The sequence below is a fragment of the Rhizobium sp. WYCCWR 11128 genome, from assembly GCF_013416305.1.
Lineage (GTDB): Bacteria > Pseudomonadota > Alphaproteobacteria > Rhizobiales > Rhizobiaceae > Rhizobium > Rhizobium indicum.
This window is the reverse complement of record NZ_JACCEZ010000001.1, coordinates 645,026-666,036: the sequence shown is the minus strand read 5'-3', so window position 1 is coordinate 666,036 and position 21,011 is coordinate 645,026. Positions and strand designations below refer to the sequence as shown.

The window sequence follows — 21,011 nt, the reverse complement described above, 5'->3', positions numbered from 1 at the left end:
ACAGAACGGCCGCGGGCGTCAAAGCTTCTTGAGTTCGTCAGGCTTGTGTGCCGCCCGCTTTCCCCATTTGTCGCTCTCGACGATATATTGCGGCTCGGCCTTCGATGCCTTCACGCTGTGGCCTTTGATCTTCGTCGGAGTGCTCTGCTTTTTGACTACCCTGCCCTCGGTCTTTCCCTGGCTGGTATTCCAGCTTACCTCATCGCCGCTCTTTAATTGCTTCGACATGGCGGGCTCCTTTGAGCATGATGCCGAAAAGTGTGGAGGCTGCGGCCGGTAAGCCGCAGCCGACCGGCTATCAGTTGATGGTAGCCCATTGCATCCGGACATCCCTGGCGTTCTTCGACAGATGGACGTGAGCATCCACGTGGTCGACCCAATCGATCGGGATCAAGTGGTGCTTGCCGTCTTCCGTGTCGAGCTTCGTCAGCTTGATGCGCGTGGGGCCGTCGAGATGATCGACTGAGCCGACATGGGTGCCGTCGGCAGCCCGCACTTCCATATGCTCACGGATCTGATCTGCGGAAATCATCGTTTCCTCCTTTGCATCATTGTCAGGTACGAAGCGGCAACGAGGTGGAGCAAACTTGGTTCCCAACACGCGAGACCCTCGTTCAATCAGGAGTCACGTCCCAATTGTCACCCGGGTTGAAGGTCCTGACGCCAGCAGCTATTTTTTCGGTCTCCCGGCCGAGATCGGCCTGGTAGACCGTGCCGTTCGCGTTCACGACGAATGTGTGCACGCCGGTTTCGCCATATCGGATCGGCCAGGCGATAAGGGCAAATCCTGCGATCATGTTGCCGTTGATCACATAGTCGAACTCTCCGCCCGCGATGTTCGGTCCCTGGCCGTCGATGATCCTGTAGCGATAACCGTAATAACCTTCGCCGGCCTTGGCCTTATCAAGCGCGGCATTGTCTTCGAGAGCATTGCCCGCCGGGCTATCCCCCTCGCCCAGATCGGGCGACCAATAGAGACCGTCGGTTTTGCCGTCGCTGCTGATCAGTTTCTGGGCATATTCGAGAACGCCGTCGTCGTCGTGGTCAGCGGAAGAATATTCCTTTTGGGCATCGACATAGGCCTGCATCGTGTCGATGGTCTGCAATTCGTTCTCGCCGACGCGACGATTGATGATCTCCTCGAACCCGGCATAGGTGTCGAAACCCCACTTGCCATCGTCGCCCTTCACGATCGGAAATGGCAGAGGCCATAGTTTGTCGCCGATCTCGATGATCTTGCGGCCATCGACGTCCTTCACGACGATCTTCTTCTTCGTGCCGTCGCGGATTTGGGCATAGGTGTCCATCACCCCTTCGCCTGCCTTCGCTTTCGCTGCATCAATACCCAGCAGCGCCGCGAACTTGTCGAAATCATCAGCCGCTAGCGCCGCCTTGAAGGCGTCGACGGCTTGTTCCGGCGTCTCGAATATGGGCGGATCGCTCTGCGAAGCGAAGCCCGAGATGACGGTCGCATCGGATGGCTCTGCTGCAGATGCCGGAACCGGATTGGTGGCGAGAGCCGCAAGAGCGAACACCGAACCCAGAAGCATGTTTCTGACTGACTTTGTCATGACTTTCCTCCTTCTTCTGGTTATCGACGACGGCCGCCGCCGCCACCGCCGCGGCGCATTTCTCCACCGCCACCACCGCGGTTGCCTCCGGCCATGGCCTGTCTGCCGCGGCTGGACTGCATCTGAGCGCGCTTGCCGCTGTCGACCTGACCGAGCGCCGAAGGCTTTCTGGGCCGGCTGTCGACCCGGGCCGCAGGCTTCGGCTTTGCGACCGGGCGTTTGGCGTTGACCCCGGGCCTTGCGTTTTCGGCAGCCCTGTTCGGTGTTCTTGCGTCGGGCCTGCGGTTCTGCGCAGCCTGCGCTACCTTCCCGCCCCCAGCCGCCGCGCCTGTATTGGCTGCCTTGTTGCGAGCAGCATTTACCCTGTCCGCATCGATCTTACTCTTGCGAACATCGTTGACACTGACTTTGCCTGGCTTGTCGCGGAGCGTGTTCGCACGGTCGTTGCCTCTTGCTCCGACCCTGTTGCTGGCGTTCGCCTCGATACTGGTCCGGAAGGAGCTGCGGTCGATCTTGTTGAACTGCGCGCTGTCGAACCCGATCTTGCTGCGGTCGACGTTTTTCCAGTCGACGTCGTTGATATTCACCTTGCCGTTGATGTTGTTCAAACAGTTGTTGCAATCGATATCGACATTGCCGTTCCAGCGCCCGCCCCATACGCCCCAGCGGTTCCAGTCGACGGCGGCGGCCCACACCGCTCCCGTCACCACGCCCGCGAAAAAGGTGGCGGTCGGATAGTAGTAGTTCGGATACGGCTCGGAATAGTAGCCGATAGGCTCGGCCACATAGTTCGGTTCATACAGCATCTCCGGCGCGTATTGCGGAACGTAGATCTTCTCAGGACTGGCGGAGACGATCACGACGTTGTCGTTCTCCTGGCTGACCTTGATCTTGTCGTCGGTCTTGATGATGCCGTCGGCGACCGCTTTGTCGCGCAGTTGCTGTATGGCGATCAGAACGTCCTTCTGCTGGTAGGAAAGCGCCTCTCCGAGAGACTGCGTCCAGTCCAGATCCTCGCTCATCATCGTCACGATCTGGGGATAATTCAGCAGCGATACGATGCTGCCATCCCACGTCGTCTTCGGCTTGAGCTTGGGCTGCTTCTTCAAGGTTTCGAGGAACCGGGCTGCTTCCACGACCTGCAGCGGATAGAGCGACGCCGACGTGACGAGCGCAACCAGTTCGTCCGGATACAGCGCGATCCGCGCCACCAGGATTTCGAGTTCGTCCTCGCTCAGAGGCGCCGGCGCGTCGTCTTCCGCCGTGACGGGATTGGAAGCGGCCGGCTCCTGCGCGGCGGCGGTCAGCGTCAGATGTGGCGAAAACGGGAACCCTGCAAAAGGCAGGAACAGGCCCGTGGCGAGTAACAAAGCGTGAGGTCTAGCCATCTCAAATCCTCCTTGCGGTCAGACATGGTGTGTAGGCTGTCGACTATTGTATCTTCGCTCGTGCCGCATACTCCTCCCAGTGGAGGAGGATTGATAGCTAAACATCGGCCAAGTCGTCTTTTGCTACAGATTTATAGCAAAGACAGCTCCAGGCGTAGTCGCGGAACCGATCTCGGACGTATGTTACAGTAACACACTTACAAAAGCGGAGTTCAGCGCGCAGGCTAAATCGACCGCGTACAGGATCTCCCTTCTGCCTTTTGCGGGAGTGTAGATGGGCCGCCATACCTGCTTCTCCTTCAGTTCAGCCGATTGATCACGAAGTCATGGTCACGGACCACTGCCTCCTTTGAAGGCGATATGGCATGCCAATTATCAGTGACCGTGAGGACGCGTGATGAATGCTGAATCCCAGCGCCTCCGGGAGGCGCGAGACGGAAAAGCCGACTGGAAGAAATGGGGGCCCTACCTGTCCGAACGGCAGTGGGGAACCGTTCGCGAGGATTACAGCGAGGGCGGCGATGCGTGGGACTATCTCACCCACGACCAGGCCAGGTCGCGCGCCTATCGCTGGGGCGAGGACGGTCTGGCGGGTATCAGCGACAGCAAGCAGCGGCTGTGTTTTGCGCTGGCTCTCTGGAATGGACAGGATCCAATCCTGAAGGAGCGGCTGTTCGGCCTTACCAACAGCGAGGGCAATCACGGCGAGGATGTTAAGGAGTACTACTTCTACCTGGATTCGACGCCGACCCACTCGTACATGAAGTACCTCTATAAATATCCTCAATCCGCCTATCCCTACGACGACCTGGTGGAGACCAATAGCCGGCGCGGGAAAGGCGAGCTTGAATACGAACTGGTCGATACCGGCGTGTTCGACGCCGATCGCTACTTCGACGTCTTCGTCGAATATGCCAAGGCAGCACCCGAGGACATTCTTGTCGAGATCACCATTGCCAATCGCGGTCCGGAAGCGGCCACCCTGCACGTGCTGCCGACATTATGGTTCAGGAATAGATGGTCCTGGGGTGAAGAGGGTGACAAGCCAACCCTGGAACGTGTGGAGCGGAATGACGCTCCGGCTGTGATCGCTGCTAAAGCCGCGCCTGGGCTGCCGGCGGACGCGGACGTCACACGATATCTCTATTGTGACGGCTCGCCGGCGCTGCTGTTCACCGAAAACGAGACGAATACGCAACGTCTGTTCGGCGTTCCGAGTGCCACTCCATTCGTCAAGGATGGGATCGACAGCTTCGTCGTGCATGCCCGCACCGACACCGTGAACCCGCAGCAGATCGGAACCAAGGCTGCGGCACACTATGTCGTCATCGTGGATGCCGGGCAATCCCGGACGTTGCGGCTGCGCCTATGTGACCTGCCGCCGGCTGCAGGATCCAAGAATGTCCGGCCAATGTTCGATCGTTCGTTCGACGACGCGATGCAGGCGCGTCGGCGCGAAGCCGATGAGTTCTACGCTTCGATCACGCCGCCGTCGATGACGGCCGACGCCGCCGATGTCATGCGTCAGGCTCTGGCAGGCATGATGTGGGGCAAGCAGTTCTATCTGTATGACGTGAACAAATGGCTGGACGAACACGGCGTCAATCCATTCGATCCGAAGCGCCGGATCGAACAGCGTAACGTCGGCTGGCATCACATGTACAATGCCGACATCATCTCCATGCCGGACAAGTGGGAATATCCCTGGTACGCAGCCTGGGATCTGGCATTCCAGGTGATCGCTCTGACGATGGTCGATCCCGACTTCGGCAAGGATCAGATCGATCTGATGCTGCGCGAAGCCTATATGCATCCGAACGGGCAGATACCGGCGTACGAGTGGAATTTCGGCGACGTCAACCCGCCTGTCCACGCCTGGGCGACGATCTTCACCTACCGCCTGGAGCAGGCGCGGTCAGGCAAGGGCGACGTCGCCTGGCTTCAGAAATCCTTCCAGAAACTGCTTCTGAACTTCACCTGGTGGGTCAACCGCAAGGACCGATCCGGCAAGAATGTCTTCGAAGGCGGCTTCCTTGGGCTGGACAATATCGGGGTGTTTGACCGCAGCGCGCCGCTGCCGACCGGGGGCTATCTGGAGCAGGCAGACGGCACCGCATGGATGGCGCTCTACTGCCAGAACATGATGGAGATAGCGACCGAATTGGCTCTCAAGGATGCGGGCGGCGAGGAGATGGTGCTCAAGTTTACACAGCATTTCCTATGGATAGCGTCGGCGATGATCCACGCAGGCGACGAGGTCGGAATGTGGGACGAGGAAGACGGGTTCTTCTACGACGTCCTCCGTCTGCCGGATGGGCAGGCCCAGCGTCTCAAGGTCCGCTCGATGGTCGGCTTGCTGCCGCTATGCGCCGCCACCGCGTTCGAGGGCGACATCTACCAACGGTATCCCGAGGTCACCAGGCAGATGAAGCATTTCTTCGATACGCGCCCGGAATTGATCGCCTTCATCCATGACCCGCGCAAGCCGGGTCACGCCAATCGTCAGCTCGCCTCGATACTGGATGAGAACAAGCTTCGTCGCGTGCTGTCGACGATGCTCGACGAGAATGAATTTCTCAGTCCCTACGGCATCAGGGCACTGTCGCGCTACCACGATGAGCACCCCTACGTCTTCCAGGTCGGCGATCATGAGCACCGCGTAGCCTATCTCCCGGCAGAATCCGACAGCGGCATGTTTGGCGGAAACTCGAATTGGCGCGGCCCGATATGGATGCCGATGAACGGCCTGATCATCCGGGCGCTGCTGCAATACTACAGCTACTATGGCAACGATTTCACCGTTGAATGTCCCACGGGTTCCGGCCGTCACATGAACCTCTATCAGGTCGCCGAGGAACTCACCCAGCGCTTGTCGGCCATCTTCCTGCGAGGAAACGATGGCAAACGACCCGTGTTCGGCGGGCAAGCCAAGTTCCAGGACGATCCGCACTGGCAAGACTGCCTTCAGTTCTACGAATATTTTCACGGCGACAACGGCGCCGGTCTTGGCGCGAACCATCAGACAGGCTGGACCGGGTTCATCGCGCGGGGAATGCATCTGTTCGCCTCGGGTTCGCCTGAGGCGTGGCTTGAAAGCGCCAAGACCTCCTAGAGAAATTTCAGCACAAGTGCGCAGCGGTTTTGCGTCCGGAATTGCGTGAAAACAAAGAGATAGAATGCTTCCCTGATTCTAAGAAAAACGGAAGCGCTCAAGGGCAAATGCTCGGCGGCGCCGATCGAATTTACACCGGATAGCTCGGCTCCGGCAAATGAGGAGTGGTCATCATGGAAAGTTACTACGAGAACCGGCAGTTGCCTCAGCCGGTGATTCCAACCCTGCCACCGGTCCATCTGCTGAAGGGGCAGACTGCCCTCGTCACCGGCGCCAATTCCGGGATCGGCCGTGGGATCGCCCTCGCTCTCGGCAAGGCGGGAGCGAACGTGGTCGTCAACTACGTCACGGCCCCAGAGGACGCCACGCAGGTCGTCGACGAGATTCAACAGGGCGGCGGGCGCGCGCTTGCGGTCGCGGCCGACGTTTCCAACGAGGCGCAGGTCGAGGCGATGTTCGCGACCGCCGTCGAGGAGTTCGGCACGGTCGACGTGTTCGTCAACAACGCCGGACTTCAGAGGGATGCCCCCTTTCACGAGATGACGAGCGCCCAATGGGACACCGTCATGAACGTCAACCTCAAGGGCGCGTTTCTATGTTCGCGCGCGGCCGTCCGGGAGTTTCTCCGGCGGGGCGTACGGCCTGATGTTTCCGTGGCAGCCGGCAAGATCGTATTCATCAGCTCGGTCCATGAAGTCATTCCCTGGGCCGGACACGTGAACTATGCGGCGTCGAAAGGCGGACTGATGCTCCTTATGAAAAGCCTAGCCCAGGAGGTCGCCGAAAAGCGCATCCGCGTCAACAGCATCGCCCCCGGCGCAATTCGCACGCCAATCAATACTAGCGCCTGGCAAACCTCGGAAGCCTACGCTGAGCTGATGAAGCTCATCCCGTACAAGCGCATCGGCGAGGCGGAAGAGATCGGCCGGACCGCGGTGTGGCTTGCGTCTGATTTCACCGATTACATCGTCGGATCGACGATCTATGTCGACGGTGGAATGACGCTTTACCCCGGTTTCGAAACCGGCGGCTAATGCATGTCGCGCAAAAGTGTGCAGCGGTTTTGCGATAACGACATGCGTAAAAAGAAAGTCCTAAAGCGCGAGGAGCAGATCTGAAGGATTGGGGCACGCTTAGCTTTTCAGGTCGCTGCCGAAGCAAAGTGCGTCATGCCGAAATCCTCTCCGCGTTGCTGGCCCGTGGCCACAGGATCGCGGCAAATAGAAGTGCGTAGATCAAGGCCGCCGCGACATAGACGATACGGGTGGCGAAGGATTCTGCCGCACTCCCCGGCAGAGGCGAGACCCCGAGGCCAAAGAGGATCAGGAATGTCGTCAGGGCGCCAGCAAAAACCGGGGCGTCCTTTGACCGGGCAGCTGCGCGCCCTCCGAGCAGGAGGACGACAACGAGAACGATGAGGAAGATCGAGAGGAGATTAGGGCGCAGCGACAGCGCGGCATAAGCGACGGAGGCGAGCACCCCACCAAACAGATTGACGAGCACGAGCCCCATCGCTGCCCGCCCGCTCGCGCCAACGTCGAGCTGTCCGAGCAACGACGCCACGGTGATCGGAATGACTGCCGCAGCCGTCAGGTTGTCGCTCGTCAGGCAGATCACGACCGAGCCCAAGAGGATGACTGTGTTTGCCAGCGCCCGAAGCAAGGCCGGCGGCCGCTCGTCGATCGCCACCGCCTCGACCTCCTGGGAGAACGGCTCGGGAAAGACCGCATGGGCGAGCCACATCAGAACCGCACCTGACAACACCCCGGCGACCAGGATGGACAGGATGGAATTGGCGAGCTCCTTGTTCAGGATGCCGAGCAGAGGCACGATGATCGAAACAACGAGCACGAGAAAGACGGCCGGTCCTCCCTTTCCCGTCGACTGTGCGGCGAAGCACGCAAAATAAGTTAGCCCCAGGATCAGAAGGAACGGCGCCGGACGGTCGCCGAGCACGTTGGTCAGAACCATCATCGCCATCCCGGCGATCAGGATGACGATCGCCGCGCCGATGGTCTTGCCGAGCGGCATGGGCCGCGAGCTGCCGAGCAGAAACTGGGCGGCAAAGAGCGGACCGAGGAACGGCACGATGGCCCCGGCATAGACTGCCAGCGTGAAGCCGATGGAGACCGCGAACGCAACCCGAAGCCCCTTGCGTTTCTGCTGCTCGACCGCGGGGCTCCTCTCAGCGAACATAGGTCAGCACCGACACGATGCGGATCCAGAGCGATCCCCAGGCATTGGTGATCGGGTTGTCGCCCGTGTAGATGACGACGGTCGCCTGCGAGCCGTAGCGCACGCCGCCCTTGGGCCGCTGCGCCTCCTCGATGATGAGCCGGACTGGAAACCGCTGCGGCTCCTGGACCCAGCCGCTATCACTCCGGATCGTCGGCAATCCGGTGTTCGGGTCCGTGCTGCCCTGCGATACGCCGAAACCAACGCTCTCGACTTGCGCCGGAAACACCCGACCGGGAAGCGCGTCGAAAAGGACTTCCGCCCGGTTGCCGACTGCTACATTCTCAAGGCTGTTCTCCTTGAAGGCGGCGGTGATCCAGATCGTGCCAGCATCGATGAAGGTCATGGCTGGCTGTCCAGCCGACACGACCTTACCGGTTGTAAGTTGGAGGTTGGTCACGACCCCGGCCGAGGGTGCCTGAACGGTGGTCCGCACCAGATCGAGTCGTGCCTTTTCGAGTGCTGCCAGAGCTGCCCGGAGCTGCGGATTGTCATTTCCGCTCGGCCCGAGCTGCTCCTTGGCCTTGGCCAGCTCGGCCTCAGCACCGGTGACGGCCGCCTCTGACTGACCGAAAGCCGATTTGGTTGAATCAGCCCGCGCTTTGGAATACACGCCCCTCTTTTGCAGCTCTTCGGCGCGCGCAGATTGTTCGCGAAGATTGTCCCGATCGACCTGGGCCGTTACGAGCTTTGCCTGCGCCGCATCGACAGCGGCCGTTGACGCGCCCATCGACTGGCCGACACTTGCAAGGCTCGCCTCGGCCTCACTGACCGCGAGCTCGTAGCGCTCGGGATCGATACGGAAGAGAACCTGATCGGCGTCGACCCTCGAGTTGTCGACGACTCCCACTTCCACCACCCGGCCGGTGACTTCGGGCGCGATGCCGACGATATAGGCCTGAACTTGAGCCTGCGAGGTAGATGGCGTTCGCCGCTCCATGAAGACGGAGAGGACGAACAGGACGAGCGCCAGAAGGACGACAATGAGGGCTATCCTGCGGAGTGGATTCCGAGGCGCTGGGGAAATGGCAGGCTCGTCCAAGTTTTCGGAAACCACGGCAATATCCTTCGGAAGCGTTTCGTTTCGTGGAAGCGTAAAGTTTCAACGCCGGACGTCTGTCGCGATGGTCGTTACCGGGCGATGGAACGCAAGTAGGTAACCGTAACATACGCCTCGCGATGGCTGGCCGCCCGGGGGCGGTCGCGTATATCAGCGAGGTGGCGGTAGCGAGGCGTCAAGCGCGCCCTCTATCTCCTTGGAGAGTTCTGCGATCAGCTCCTGGTATTCGACGACGCGCTCGCCGCGCTTTGGGTCGGTTGAGACGTTCCATTTCTGCAGCGCCGATTGGGCGTCGGCAAAGTCCCTGCATATTTCCCGAAAATCCTCACTGCGGGCAGAGAGATCATCGATCGCCTTGATCCTGGCTGGAAATTGCCGACGGACTGCGGTCATGCCTTCGTCCATGGTTTACTCCTCACGGCATTTGGACGCTGCCTTTGCAACGTGTGCCCGGCCCAATCTTCATGGACGACGCAGGGTTCGTGGAGTATGTTACCGTAACATACGGTCTGGCAGTGACGTGACTCAACGGGGGATTGGGGCAGACATGCAGACGTGGATACCAGCAGAGGGGTCTGCAGCACCCATTCTTTTAGGGCCGGCGCCTCAAGCCGACGATATCAGGGAGCAACTGGAACGTGTCGTCTCCAGCCCCGAATTTCCAGGCATCGGGCGCGCCGCAGCGTTTCTCCGCTATGTCGTCTCGGAAACCCTTGAGGGTCGGGGCAACCGGATCAAAGCCTATTCGATCGCGATCGAGGTCTTCGGCCGAGATGCCGGCTTCACCCAGGACGATCCGGTGGTCAGGATCGAGGCTGGGCGGTTGCGGCGATCACTCGAGCGCTATTATCTCGTCGCCGGACAGCATGATCCGGTCAGGATCGACATTCCCAAAGGCGGATATGTTCCAACCTTCACCTGGTCCTGTCCGGCGTCAGTCGACGCTGGAGATGACGAAGCTGACGAAACATCGCCCTCTGAGGTTCGCTCCGGACGTTGGTTGCGCGCAAGGCGGGTCCTATTGCCGGGTGCCGCTGCCCTCGCTGCGGTGGCTATTTCGCTCTATTGGATCGGGACACGGTCACCCGCTCCGTCGCTCGAACGCGTTTCGAGCCTTTCGCCCGATCGCCCGGCCCTCGTGATAGCCCCGTTTGCCAATCTCGGCGAAGGGCCGGAGGCGCAGCTCTACACTGCCGGCCTGACCGAGGAACTGATGACCATCCTGCCACGGTTCAAGGAGATCAAGGTCTTCGGCCGCGAGACCTCCAAGTCCCTTCCCGCGGATGTGGGCGCATCGGAGATCCGGGCCGAATTCGGCGCACGCTATCTCCTTGCCGGCGGGGTACGCACGTCGGGCAAGCGTCTTCGTGTGACGGCCAGATTGCTCGATACGTCGGACGGCGAGATCCTCTGGTCGGAGAACTATGACAATGATCTCGCATCAGGAGACCTGTTTGCGATCCAGACGGATGTCGCCAGAAAGGTGGCGACCGCCATTGCCCAACCCTACGGGGTCATGGCACAGGTCGACTCCGCCAGTCCGCCGCCGGACGATCTCGGTGCGTATGAGTGCACTCTGCGCTTCTATGCCTATCGTTCGGAACTGAGCGGCGAAGCACATGCGCGCGTCCGGGATTGCCTCGAGGCCGCACTGGCGCGGTTTCCGAGCTACGCGACCGCCTGGGCAATGCTGTCGATCGTCTATCTCGATGAGGACCGCTACAAGTTCAATCCGACACCGGGCCAGGGTTCAGCCATACAGCGTGCACTCGATGCCGCCAGGCGCGCAACGCAGATCGATCCGAACAATACACGCGGACTACAAGCGCTGATGACGGCGCTGTTCTTCGACAGGCAGCTCGCTGAATCACTTCGGGTGGGCGAGCAGGCGCTCGCCACCAACCCCAATGACACCGAACTGATGGGCGAGTTCGGAACGCGGCTTGCGATCGCTGGCCAGTGGCAGCGTGGAGCAGCCCTCCTCGACCAGGCCATCGCCCTCAATCCAGGCAGCGGCGGCTTCTACCACGGAACGCGAGCCCTGGCCGCCTACATGCTCCGCGACAACCAAACCGCCGTACTGGAGATCAGGCAGGCGAACATGCAGAAGTTCCCTCTCTTCCATGTTGTCGCCGCCATCATCTACGCCGAGGCAGGCATGATGGACGACGCCCGCCGGGAAGGACAGGTGTTCGTCAGCATGCGACCTGACTTCCTGCCGAACATTGTAACGGAACTCGCGATGCGCAACATGCAGCCTGAAGATCGCGACCGCCTGATCGAAGGACTTCGCGAGGCGGGGATGACGGTGCCCGATCCCGATGCAATTGCGTCGAGCGCCGCCACCTCGGATCTGCAACCCCGCTGACACTGTCTCCCCGACCGTAACATACCCGATCATACGGGTAAGCCATCTCGTCTTCGCATAGTCTCGCCTAGTGCCGACTTCGACCGCCGCGGCGCGTGGCGTCGAGGCCTGCCCGAACTTGACAGGGCTATGAGGAACAACAGTGAGCACAAAATGTCACGATGGCCGAATTCGACCAAGCCCCTCCCCAGGTCTGAAATGGATCTCGGCTCTCCTGCTGCTCTGCGCATTGGCCGGATGTGGCGGCCACCCCAAGAACGTACTCATCCCCGTTGCCGATAGCGCGCCGAACTCCACCAAAGTCGATATACTCGTAACCACGACGCGCAGCCGCTCCACGATAAAAGGCGAGATGTTCACTGGCGAGCGCGCGCTCGCCCCGGCCTTTGCCGACATCACGGTGTCCATTCCCCCAGCGAACGTCCGCAAAATCGGCGAAGTCGCCTGGCCGAGGAGACTTCCATCCAACCCGGCAACCGACTTCGCAACCTTGAAAGCCGAGGAGATCACGCGCGACGACGCCAAGAAATGGCTGAGCGCCTCAGTCAGGAAGAGCCGCGACCGCAGCGTGCTGGTATTCATCCATGGCTTCAACAACCGTTTCGAAGATTCCGTCTATCGCTTCGCCCAGATCATCAAGGATTCCGGTGTCCATAGTGCGCCCGTGCTGGTGACATGGCCGTCGCGCGGCAGCCTGCTGGCATACGGATATGACAGGGAGAGCACGAACTACACGCGCAACGCCTTGGAGACACTTTTCCAGTATCTCGCCAAAGACCCAGAGGTGAAGGAAGTCTCGATCCTGGCGCATTCCATGGGGAACTGGCTGGCGCTGGAAGCGCTTCGCCAGATGGCGATCCGCAACGGCCGCCTCCCTGCCAAGTTCGAGAATGTCATGCTGGCCTCGCCCGATGTGGATGTCGATGTCTTCCGCCAGCAGATCATCGACATGGGCAAGCAGCATCCTAAGTTCACCCTGTTCGTTTCGCGAGACGATCGTGCCCTCGCGGTATCCCGCAGGGTATGGGGCGACGTCGCTAGACTCGGCGCCATCGATCCCGAGCAGGCCCCATTCAAGAAGGAACTGGCCGACAGCCAGATCACGGTGATCGACCTCACCAAGGTCAAGGCGGGCGACAGGCTGAACCACGGAAAATTTGCGGAATCGCCCGAGGTCGTTCAACTCATCGGCGCGCGGATTTCCGACGGCCAGACGCTGACCGACAGCAAGGTCGGGCTCGGGGACAAGATCCTTGCCGCGACGACGAGCACTGCGGCGGCGGCAGGCAGCGCAGCCGGCCTGATCCTTGCCGCCCCGGTCGCCGTCGTCGATGCGGATACCAGAGATAACTACGCCGGCCAAGTCAGCGGCCTCACGGGTCCTGTGGGTACGCAGCCGCGAGAGCCCGACTGCATGGCCAGAGGCCGATCGAAGGAGTCGTGCAGGCAGTGACGGTTCGGGAACCGGCAAACTGACGTTCATAGAGATCAGGATAGACAATGCCACTACTTTCCAAGATCCGCATATTTAGACCGCTTTTCACTGGGGCTGCCCTGGCGTCGGTTCTCCTTTGTGCCTCTATTGCCGTGGCGCAGAGCGTGACGCCTGCAAGCCCACAGCCGGAAAGCGTCCAGCGCTTTATCGGGATGTTCTCGGATCCTGATGTCCAACGCTTCCTGCAGCAGCAGTCGCAAGCAGCCAAGACCGCGGCGGAGACGCCCTCTGAAACCCCGAACGCCGACCCTTCATTCTCGGAATTCGCGATGCGGTTCCGTGCCCACGCCTCCGGCCTTCTCGGCGCTATCCAATCCTTTCCCCTGGAGACGATGCGCGGCGGGACCGTGCTCGAACGGGACATCCAGGCGAACGGCGGGACACGGCCGATCTTCCTGGTCGCGGCCTTCGTCGCCGTCGGGCTGGCCGCGCAATGGCTGTTCTGGTGGATCAGCGCCGGCTGGCGCTCGTGGATGGCACGCGCGCCCTTTGCCACGGTTCGCGAAAGGGTGATCGCACTGGCCGCGAGGCTTCTGTGGGCGGCATGTTACGTCCTCTCCTTCGGGCTTGGCAGCATCGGCTTCTTCCTGCTGTTCCAATGGCCACCTGTTATCAGGGAGATCGTCGTCGGTTACCTCTTCGCGATCGTCGTCTTCCGCCTGGCGAGCGCGTTTTTCGACGTGCTTCTGGCGCCACGGGCGGAGGAAGAGGGTCGGTTCCGTGTCGTCCCGATCACCAAGGATGCCGCCGGCCACTGGGCTAAACGCCTGGGCTATCTCGTTGGCTGGTATGCCTTTGGCTGGGTGACCATCCGCCTGCTCGGCACTCTCGGCTTTTCCGTCCCGGCCCGGCAACTCGTGGCCTATTCGCTTGGCCTCGTGCTGCTCGTCATCGGCATCGAAGCTGTTTGGAGACGTCCGTCCCGATTGTCTGCCGGCCAAGCCAGCCGGATCGGCCTGCGCGCGCGGAACTGGCTCTGGACGGTCTACTTCGTCGCCGTCTGGCTGCTATGGGTGGTGGGAGCCATGAAGCTGTTCTGGATCGCGGTGGTCTGTGCCGCCCTGCCCGGGGCCATCGCCCTCACCAAGGCGTCGGTCAACAATATTCTGCGCTCTTCCGCTGAGGAAGAGGACGGCCACAAGAAAGGCACCGTTGTCTCGGTAATCGTCGAGCGCGGTATCAGGGCAGCGCTGATCGTCGGAGCGATCGTTCTGCTCGCGGATGCCCTGGATATCAGGCTCACGCAGATGACGATGCAGGATTCGCCGTTTCTACGCCTCGTGCGCGGCCTCCTTAGCGCTGGGATCATTCTCCTGATTGTCGATCTCGCCTGGAGCGTCGTGAAGGTCATGATCGATCGCAAGCTCGGCGACACCGAGGCCGTCCTTGAGGTCGGCAGCGAACGGGAGCGGCGGCGCACGCGTCTCAGAACCCTGCTGCCGATCCTTCGCAATTTCCTGATGATCCTCTTCGTCGCCATCGCGATCATGATGGCATTGTCGTCGCTCGGCGTGGAAATCGGCCCGTTGATCGCAGGTGCCGGCGTGGTCGGCGTCGCCATCGGCTTCGGGGCACAGACCGTGGTCAAGGACGTCATCAGCGGGATGTTCTACCTGCTGGACGACGCCTTCCGGGTTGGCGAATATATCCAGAGCGGCAGCTATAAGGGCACCGTCGAGTCCTTCAGCTTGCGGTCCATCAAGCTCAGGCACCACCGCGGCGCGGTCTACATCGTCCCGTTCAGCGAACTCGGAGCCGTCCAGAATATGAGCCGCGACTGGGTGATCGAGAAGATGACGATCACCATTACCTACGATTCCGACATCGAGAAGGCCCGCAAGATCATCAAGAAGATCGGCCTGGAACTGTTCGAGGATCCGGAGTTCAAACCGACCACGATCGAGCCGCTGAAGATGCAGGGGATCGACAGCCTGGGCGACTCCGGCCTGCTTCTGCGGATGAAGGTCATGACGCTTCCGGGCGAGCAGTTCACGCTGAAGCGGCGAGCCCTGCGGATGATCCATCAGGCCTTCAACGAAAACGGCATCAAGCTCGCCGTGCCGACCGTCCAGGTCTCAGGCGGGAAGGACGACGCTGTTGCAGCCGCTGCCCAGCAGACGCTCGCAGCGCAGAGTGCGGCGACCGCCGCGAACCCGGCCTGAGAGCGGCACTCTTCAGGCCGTGAAACAGGACACAAAGCAATGGGAGGAAATGAGATGAAGATCCTGGACATCCTGTCGCACACGCTTGCGACACTTGCCGTGCTGATGATGGTCTGCGCGCCCCTCCTCGTTCCCGCGACGGCAGAAGCGGCACGCCGTGGCGTAGCGGCATGCGGCCCGAGAGGCTGTGGTGCTGCAGCCTGCGGGCCGCGCGGATGCGCTGCAGTCGGGCGCACCCGGCCTGCCGTACGGCCGCCCGTCCGGCGCGGCGTCGTCGTCGTCGCCCCACGCCGCTACTGGCGTCCGGGCACTGCCATCGCCGCAGGTGCTGCCATCGGCTTCGTCGCTGGAGCTGCCGCCGTTTCACTGGCAGGTACGCCTCCGCAATCCGGTCAATGCTGGTACTACACCTCGCCCGCTAAGACGACGGGCTTCTGGGACGTATGCCCGCGCTGAGCGGCTCGCAGAAAGACTGGCGAGCCCCTTGGTCCTCTTCGTCACCTCCCTCCCCAAAGTGGGGAGGCCCCGATTTTCGCATCACAAATTTTAGAGGGTACGTTCCATGGATTTCACAGTCATCGACACCGCACTCGTCGGAAAACTTCTGCTGCTGCTTCTGATCGGCATGGGGCCGAAGATCGCCCTGGTGCCGTTTCTGGAAAAGACTCACGCCTTCGATACCGAAACCAAGGTGCGCATAGGCCGCCAGATGGTTCTGATCGCCGTCGTCACGGCGCTGATCCTTTTCGCCACCGGCGCTCTGCTGATGCGGCTTCTCCATATCACGGGCGGCGCGGTCGCCGTCGCCGGCGGCATCATCCTCGCGCTGATCGCGATCAAGATGGCATCAGGACCGACAGAGAAGCCGCACGACGACTTTGCGGCGCCCGTCGATCCCGATAAGCTGGCCGTATTTCCGCTCGCGGTTCCCTACCTGCTCAATCCTGTCGGCATCACGGTCATCATCATCGCCTCCGGCGAAGTCGTCTCGATCGCCAGCGCGATACTTGTCACCGCTCTGATCCTGATCGTTGGCGCGTTCGACTATCTGGTGTTCACCAACATCGACAAGCTCGCCAAGCGTATGAAGCCAGTCACCATGATCGTTTCAGAGGTCGTCTTCGGCATTCTGCTGACCGCAGTCGCCGTCCAGTTGATCGTCGCCGGGCTTGGAAATCTTGGCATCATCACCCCAACTGCGGCACATTAGATGAGGATGACTTGCGGCCGGGCCAGTCCAAAAATCTGAACCCGGATTTATCAAAGAGACCGCGCCGAAAGCCGCTCGGTTTTCGGCGTCATGCTCAGCTGCGGATTTGCTATCCCCCTGCGTGGAAAGCCCGGGGATTAAGGTCGGTGAAAAGACTGCAAAACGTGTTCACCGATAGCCGCCGGGCGCACGACGATCATTCAATATCTCTGATGTTATCCATAAGTTCTATTCGTTTGAATGATGGGTTTCCAAGGCCCATATTGTGATCATGGACATGGACGAACCTCCCATTGACGACCATGTCCCTGACCCAAGAAAGGAACCGGAAAATGACCACGCTCACCTATCGCGGTGGTGGTAAGTCCCTCACCTCCAGCGAAAGCCGCTTCGACCTGGCACATTATGCCCGTAAGCTTGTGCTCGCCTGGACGCGCTGGCAGACGGCCCGCGAAATCGAAGCCATGCCCTTCGACATTCGCAAGGACATCGGCTGGCCGAGCACGGACGACAACAAACACCGGACCATGTAATGAATGCGACATTCCTCCCAAGATAAGGGCGGCGCCTGCCTCGTGCAACGCCGCCTTTTTCGTGGTCTGACCATCCATTCCTAAGCCATTTTCAACATTAAATTCCAGCCGCCTATCAGCCTGCCTTCTGCCTGCCCACGGCCATTCCGGCGGTTTGATCGGCCAAATCGCCGGCGATGTCGCATATTTGCTCTTCCCGGCCGCATTTTTCCATGCCAGTGTCGCTTTCAGGACATCGGCGCGACGCATTCCGCGCAACGAATGTGCCATCGCCCCTCGAGCATGGATTTCGCTATGAACAGGATGCAGATCAAGAAGCGTTCGGTAGTCTTCTTTATGGTACCGCAATTCACCATGCTGCCCTTTTCGGCGGCCGTGGACACCTTGCGTATCGCCAATCGCATGCTCGGCTATCAGGCCTATACCTGGCGGCTGACCTCCGTCGATGGAGAAAAGGTCTATTCCTCCTGCGGCATCGGCGTCGAGGCCAATTCCTCGCTCGCCGAGGAGCGCCGTCATCTTGGCGGCGAAAACCGGCCGGGCATGGTGCTCGTCTGTTCCGGCATCGATGTCGAGCAGTTTAACAACAAGTCTGTCAATGCCTGGCTGCGTGAATGCTACAATCGCGGCGTCGCCGTCGGCAGCCTCTGTACGGGCGCGCATGTGCTTGCCCAGGCCGGTCTCCTGAACGGCAAGCGCTGCGCCATCCACTGGGAAAACCTGCCGGGCTTTTCGGAAGCCTTCCCGCAGGCGGAGGTCTATGCCGATCTCTACGAGATCGACGGCAATCTCTACACCTGCGCCGGCGGTACCGCCTCGCTCGACATGATGCTGAACCTCGTCGGCGAAGATTTCGGCGAAAGCCTTGTCAACCGTATCTGCGAGCAGCACCTGACGGACCGCGTGCGCAATCCGCACGACCGCCAGCGTCTGCCGCTGCGAGCCCGCCTCGGCGTGCAGAACGCCAAGGTGCTGTCGATCATCGAGCTGATGGAAGGCAATCTCGCCGAGCCGCTGTCGCTGATCGAGATCGCCGACGGCGCCGGCCTCTCGCGCCGCCAGATCGAACGGCTGTTCCGCCAGGAGATGGGCCGCTCGCCGGCCCGCTACTATCTGGAAATCCGCCTTGACCGTGCGCGCCACCTTCTGGTGCAGTCCTCGATGCCGGTCGTCGAGGTCGCCGTCGCATGCGGCTTCGTCTCGGCCTCGCATTTCTCCAAGTGTTATCGCGAACTCTACCATCGCTCGCCGCAGCAGGAGCGTGCCGAGCGTAAGATGACCATGGCGACCGCGCGCCAGGCGGTCGCCGCCTGAGACAATAAGACCGGCCGTCGCCGCTTGAGACCAATAAGACAGCCGTCGCCGATTGAGACATTGAAAAGCTGATCTCGCCTGACGCAAAAGATCGTCGCCGCCTGAGATTGAGGGCGGCGGCTTGGCCCCGCCTCAGAGGCGCTATTGCGCCGCCTCTTCCGTCATCTTGGCATCGGAATAGACCTGGTTGCGGCCCCTGTGTTTGGCCATGTAGAGAAACTGGTCGGCGGCGTTGAGGTAATTCTCGAAGGTTTCGTAACCGGCGATCTCGGCGATGCCGATCGAAATCGTGACGCCGAGTTCCTCGTCGTCGGCCGTGACCTTCAGCCGCGAAATGTCCGAGCGGATCTCGTCGCAGAGCTTGGTCGCGGCTGCCGAATCCATCTGCGGGAAGAGGATGGCGAATTCCTCACCCCCGAGCCGCGAGAGAAGATTGTCGCTGCCCTCGAAGATCGTGAACAGCCTGTTTGCGACAGCCTTCAGCACCTTGTCGCCGATCTCGTGGCCATAGGTATCGTTCAGCCGCTTGAAATGGTCGATATCGAGAATGGCGACGGAACTCGGCACCTTCAACCGCAGGCACTCGTTCACCAGCTTCGGGCCGTTGTCGTAGAAATAGCGGCGGTTAAAGAGGCCGGTCAGATAGTCGCAGGCCGCCGCTGCCCTCAGCTGCCGCATCTGCGCCAGCGTTTCGGCATTGTTGGCGATGCGGCATTGCAGCTCCTCGGCGACGAAGGGCCGGTAGACGAAATCGCTGGCGCCGGCCTTGAGGAAACTCGCCGAAAGCATGCGGTCGTTGGAAGAGGAAACGCCGATGACACGCAGCCTGTCCGAACCGAAACGATGGCGGATGCGCCGCGTCAGTTCGTAGCCGCTCATATCGGGCATGTGGTGGTCGGTGACGACGAGCTCGATATCGCTGTAGGCCTCGAGCGCTGCCAGCGCCTCGAGCCCCGAATTTGCCTCGACGACGAGATATTGTTGTGCCTTCAGGAGGTCGACGAGCACCTGGCGCGCCGAGACGACATCGTCAACGACGAGCACCCGCGTCTTGCGGTTGGAGATCGCCCGCCGGACGGTGGCGACCAGATTGTCGAGCGCGAATTCATTGTCCTTCAGCACGTAATCGATGACATTGCGCTCCATGATCTTGTTGCGCGTGTTGAGATCGAATGTCGCGGTGAAGACGATCGCCGGGATATCGTGCTCGATCGTGCAGTCGAGCGCTTCACCATAGGGCGAATCCGGCAGGTTGAGATCGACGACGGCCATGGTGTAGCCGTGAGCGTCGTCGGCAAGTTCCTTGCGAAGAGCCTTCAGCGACGGGCAGGATTTGACGGCAAGGCCGAGTTCCGTCTGGAACCGGTGACAGAGCACCGCGGAAAACATCCGGGAATCTTCAACCAGAAGTATTTTAAGCCCGCCGGAGCGTAACCCGATACCATCCCGCTGAAAATCCGCTTGAAAAGCCACAGCCGCTACTCCCCCATGCGTCCGACGGGCGCGACTCGGCCCTCTCCCCGGCGGGGACGATAACCGAGAGGCCTGTGCGCGTGAAGGGGACAAATAATGGCGCTATTACTTGTAATTGCAAAAATTCGACGACTGTCCCCGACCGTCATTTCCGCCCCCCTGGCGATACTGGAAGGGCCGTCAGGCAACCGCCCGTTCCTTGCGCATCGATTGAATTTGCAGCAGCGTATCGAGGTTCTGGTTGACGCGGCAGTAGAACTCCTCGTCGATGAAGGGACGCAGCATGAAATCATTGCCGCCGGCCTTCAGGAATCGTGCTGAAAGCAGCCGGTTCGAAGAGGAGGAAACGCCGATGATGCGCAGTTCGTGCGAGCCGATACTGGCGCGGATGCGCCGCGTCAGTTCGAAGCCATCGATGTCGGGCATGTTGTAGTCGGTGATGACAAGGCCGATATCGCGGTTGACCTTCAGGATCTCCAGCGCCTTGCCGCCACTCTCGGCGACGCTGACACGGAAATTGTAGCGCTTCAGCCGGCTCGACAGCAAAGCCCGCGCGGTCGCGCTATCGTCGACGATCAGCACGTGGTGGCGATGATTGGTGAGGAAGCGGCATATCGATTCCGCCAGAAGATCGACGGCGAAGATATTGTCCTTGAGGATATAGTCGACGATATCCTTGGCCATCAGCTTGTCGCGCATGTTTTCATGGAAGGTGCCGGTGAAAACGATGGTCGGGATGGAGAGATCGACCAGATATTCGAGCGCTTCGCCGTTTTCGGCGCCGGGCAGGTTGATGTTCGAGATCGCCAGCGTGATCGGATCGGAAGACTTGTCGTAGGAAACCTGCAGATCCTCGAAGCTGCGGCAGATCTCGACATCGATGTCGAACAGCTCCTTGAGGCGCTTGCTGATCATCGAGGTGAATACGTTGGAATCTTCCGCGACAATAATACGCGCACCCGCAAACATTTCCCCGGAATATTGCATCCCCGAAATACCTAGAAACGCCATAGCAAACCTTTGATGTAAAATCTGTCCCCGGATCAAACTGATACATCAATTGATTTGAATAATTATTAATCGGCGCGCC

General features: G+C 60.6%; 18 protein-coding genes. 9 read left to right on the top strand and 9 right to left on the bottom strand.

The window, feature by feature from the left end; all coding sequences use genetic code 11:
* Positions 1-18: 18 nt before the first annotated feature.
* The 4 genes from HX898_RS03340 to HX898_RS03325 all read right to left on the bottom strand — a co-directional run bounded on the left by HX898_RS03340 (position 19) and on the right by HX898_RS03325 (position 2,959).
* A complete protein-coding gene (locus tag HX898_RS03340) occupies positions 19-228 on the bottom strand; it encodes a DUF2945 domain-containing protein (RefSeq protein ID WP_138387453.1) in 210 nt (69 codons plus the stop codon).
* Positions 229-298: 70 nt separating this feature from the next.
* On the bottom strand, positions 299-532 hold the full coding sequence (locus HX898_RS03335) for a DUF2171 domain-containing protein (RefSeq protein ID WP_138387452.1): 234 nt from the start codon (positions 530-532) through the stop codon (positions 299-301).
* An 82-nt stretch (positions 533-614) separates the two neighbouring features.
* Positions 615-1,571, bottom strand: a complete 957-nt coding sequence (locus HX898_RS03330; RefSeq protein ID WP_138387451.1) for a DUF2950 domain-containing protein — start codon at positions 1,569-1,571, stop codon at positions 615-617.
* 20 nt (positions 1,572-1,591) lie between these two features.
* Positions 1,592-2,959, bottom strand: coding sequence for a DUF3300 domain-containing protein (locus HX898_RS03325; protein ID WP_138387450.1), 1,368 nt, complete (start codon positions 2,957-2,959; stop codon positions 1,592-1,594).
* Between the two features lie 397 nt (positions 2,960-3,356).
* Here HX898_RS03325 and HX898_RS03320 point away from each other — a divergent pair, with 397 nt between their 5' ends.
* On the top strand, positions 3,357-6,071 hold the full coding sequence (locus tag HX898_RS03320) for a glucosidase (protein WP_180194000.1): 2,715 nt from the start codon (positions 3,357-3,359) through the stop codon (positions 6,069-6,071).
* 173 nt (positions 6,072-6,244) lie between these two features.
* Positions 6,245-7,105, top strand: coding sequence for an SDR family oxidoreductase (locus HX898_RS03315; protein ID WP_138330011.1), 861 nt, complete (start codon positions 6,245-6,247; stop codon positions 7,103-7,105).
* Between the two features lie 133 nt (positions 7,106-7,238).
* On the opposite strand, the gene HX898_RS03310 is transcribed toward HX898_RS03315, so the two are convergent.
* The 3 genes from HX898_RS03310 to HX898_RS03300 form a co-directional block, all read right to left on the bottom strand.
* Complete coding sequence (locus tag HX898_RS03310) at positions 7,239-8,267, bottom strand: DUF2955 domain-containing protein (RefSeq protein ID WP_138329115.1); 1,029 nt, start codon at positions 8,265-8,267, stop codon at positions 7,239-7,241.
* Complete coding sequence (locus HX898_RS03305; RefSeq protein ID WP_138387448.1) at positions 8,257-9,363, bottom strand: HlyD family secretion protein; 1,107 nt, start codon at positions 9,361-9,363, stop codon at positions 8,257-8,259. Before HX898_RS03305 ends, HX898_RS03310 begins: the two co-directional genes overlap by 11 nt.
* 153 nt (positions 9,364-9,516) lie before the next feature.
* Positions 9,517-9,771 (bottom strand): hypothetical protein, encoded by a 255-nt coding sequence (locus HX898_RS03300; RefSeq protein ID WP_138329113.1) that lies wholly within the window; start codon positions 9,769-9,771, stop codon positions 9,517-9,519.
* Between the two features lie 142 nt (positions 9,772-9,913).
* Here HX898_RS03300 and HX898_RS03295 point away from each other — a divergent pair, with 142 nt between their 5' ends.
* The 7 genes from HX898_RS03295 to HX898_RS33505 all read left to right on the top strand — a co-directional run bounded on the left by HX898_RS03295 (position 9,914) and on the right by HX898_RS33505 (position 18,448).
* Complete coding sequence (locus HX898_RS03295) at positions 9,914-11,734, top strand: adenylate cyclase (protein ID WP_138387447.1); 1,821 nt, start codon at positions 9,914-9,916, stop codon at positions 11,732-11,734.
* Between the two features lie 142 nt (positions 11,735-11,876).
* Positions 11,877-13,187, top strand: a complete 1,311-nt coding sequence (locus HX898_RS03290) for an alpha/beta hydrolase (protein ID WP_180193999.1) — start codon at positions 11,877-11,879, stop codon at positions 13,185-13,187.
* Positions 13,188-13,234: 47 nt separating this feature from the next.
* On the top strand, positions 13,235-15,391 hold the full coding sequence (locus tag HX898_RS03285; protein ID WP_180193998.1) for a mechanosensitive ion channel family protein: 2,157 nt from the start codon (positions 13,235-13,237) through the stop codon (positions 15,389-15,391).
* Between the two features lie 54 nt (positions 15,392-15,445).
* Positions 15,446-15,847 (top strand): hypothetical protein, encoded by a 402-nt coding sequence (locus HX898_RS03280; protein WP_138329109.1) that lies wholly within the window; start codon positions 15,446-15,448, stop codon positions 15,845-15,847.
* Between the two features lie 106 nt (positions 15,848-15,953).
* Positions 15,954-16,601, top strand: coding sequence for a MarC family protein (locus HX898_RS03275; RefSeq protein WP_138329108.1), 648 nt, complete (start codon positions 15,954-15,956; stop codon positions 16,599-16,601).
* A gap of 332 nt (positions 16,602-16,933) precedes the next feature.
* Positions 16,934-17,134, top strand: coding sequence for a hypothetical protein (locus tag HX898_RS03270; protein ID WP_026157393.1), 201 nt, complete (start codon positions 16,934-16,936; stop codon positions 17,132-17,134).
* A 294-nt stretch (positions 17,135-17,428) separates the two neighbouring features.
* The gene (locus HX898_RS33505; RefSeq protein WP_003540607.1) at positions 17,429-18,448 is read left to right on the top strand and encodes a GlxA family transcriptional regulator; all 1,020 of its coding nucleotides are present in this window, start codon (positions 17,429-17,431) and stop codon (positions 18,446-18,448) included.
* A 141-nt stretch (positions 18,449-18,589) separates the two neighbouring features.
* On the opposite strand, the gene HX898_RS03260 is transcribed toward HX898_RS33505, so the two are convergent.
* Positions 18,590-19,921 carry a diguanylate cyclase gene (locus HX898_RS03260; protein ID WP_180193997.1) on the bottom strand — a complete coding sequence of 444 codons (1,332 nt, stop codon included), beginning with the start codon at positions 19,919-19,921 and terminating at the stop codon, positions 18,590-18,592.
* 180 nt (positions 19,922-20,101) lie between these two features.
* On the bottom strand, positions 20,102-20,932 hold the full coding sequence (locus HX898_RS03255) for a response regulator (RefSeq protein ID WP_138387444.1): 831 nt from the start codon (positions 20,930-20,932) through the stop codon (positions 20,102-20,104).
* Positions 20,933-21,011 lie beyond the last annotated feature (79 nt).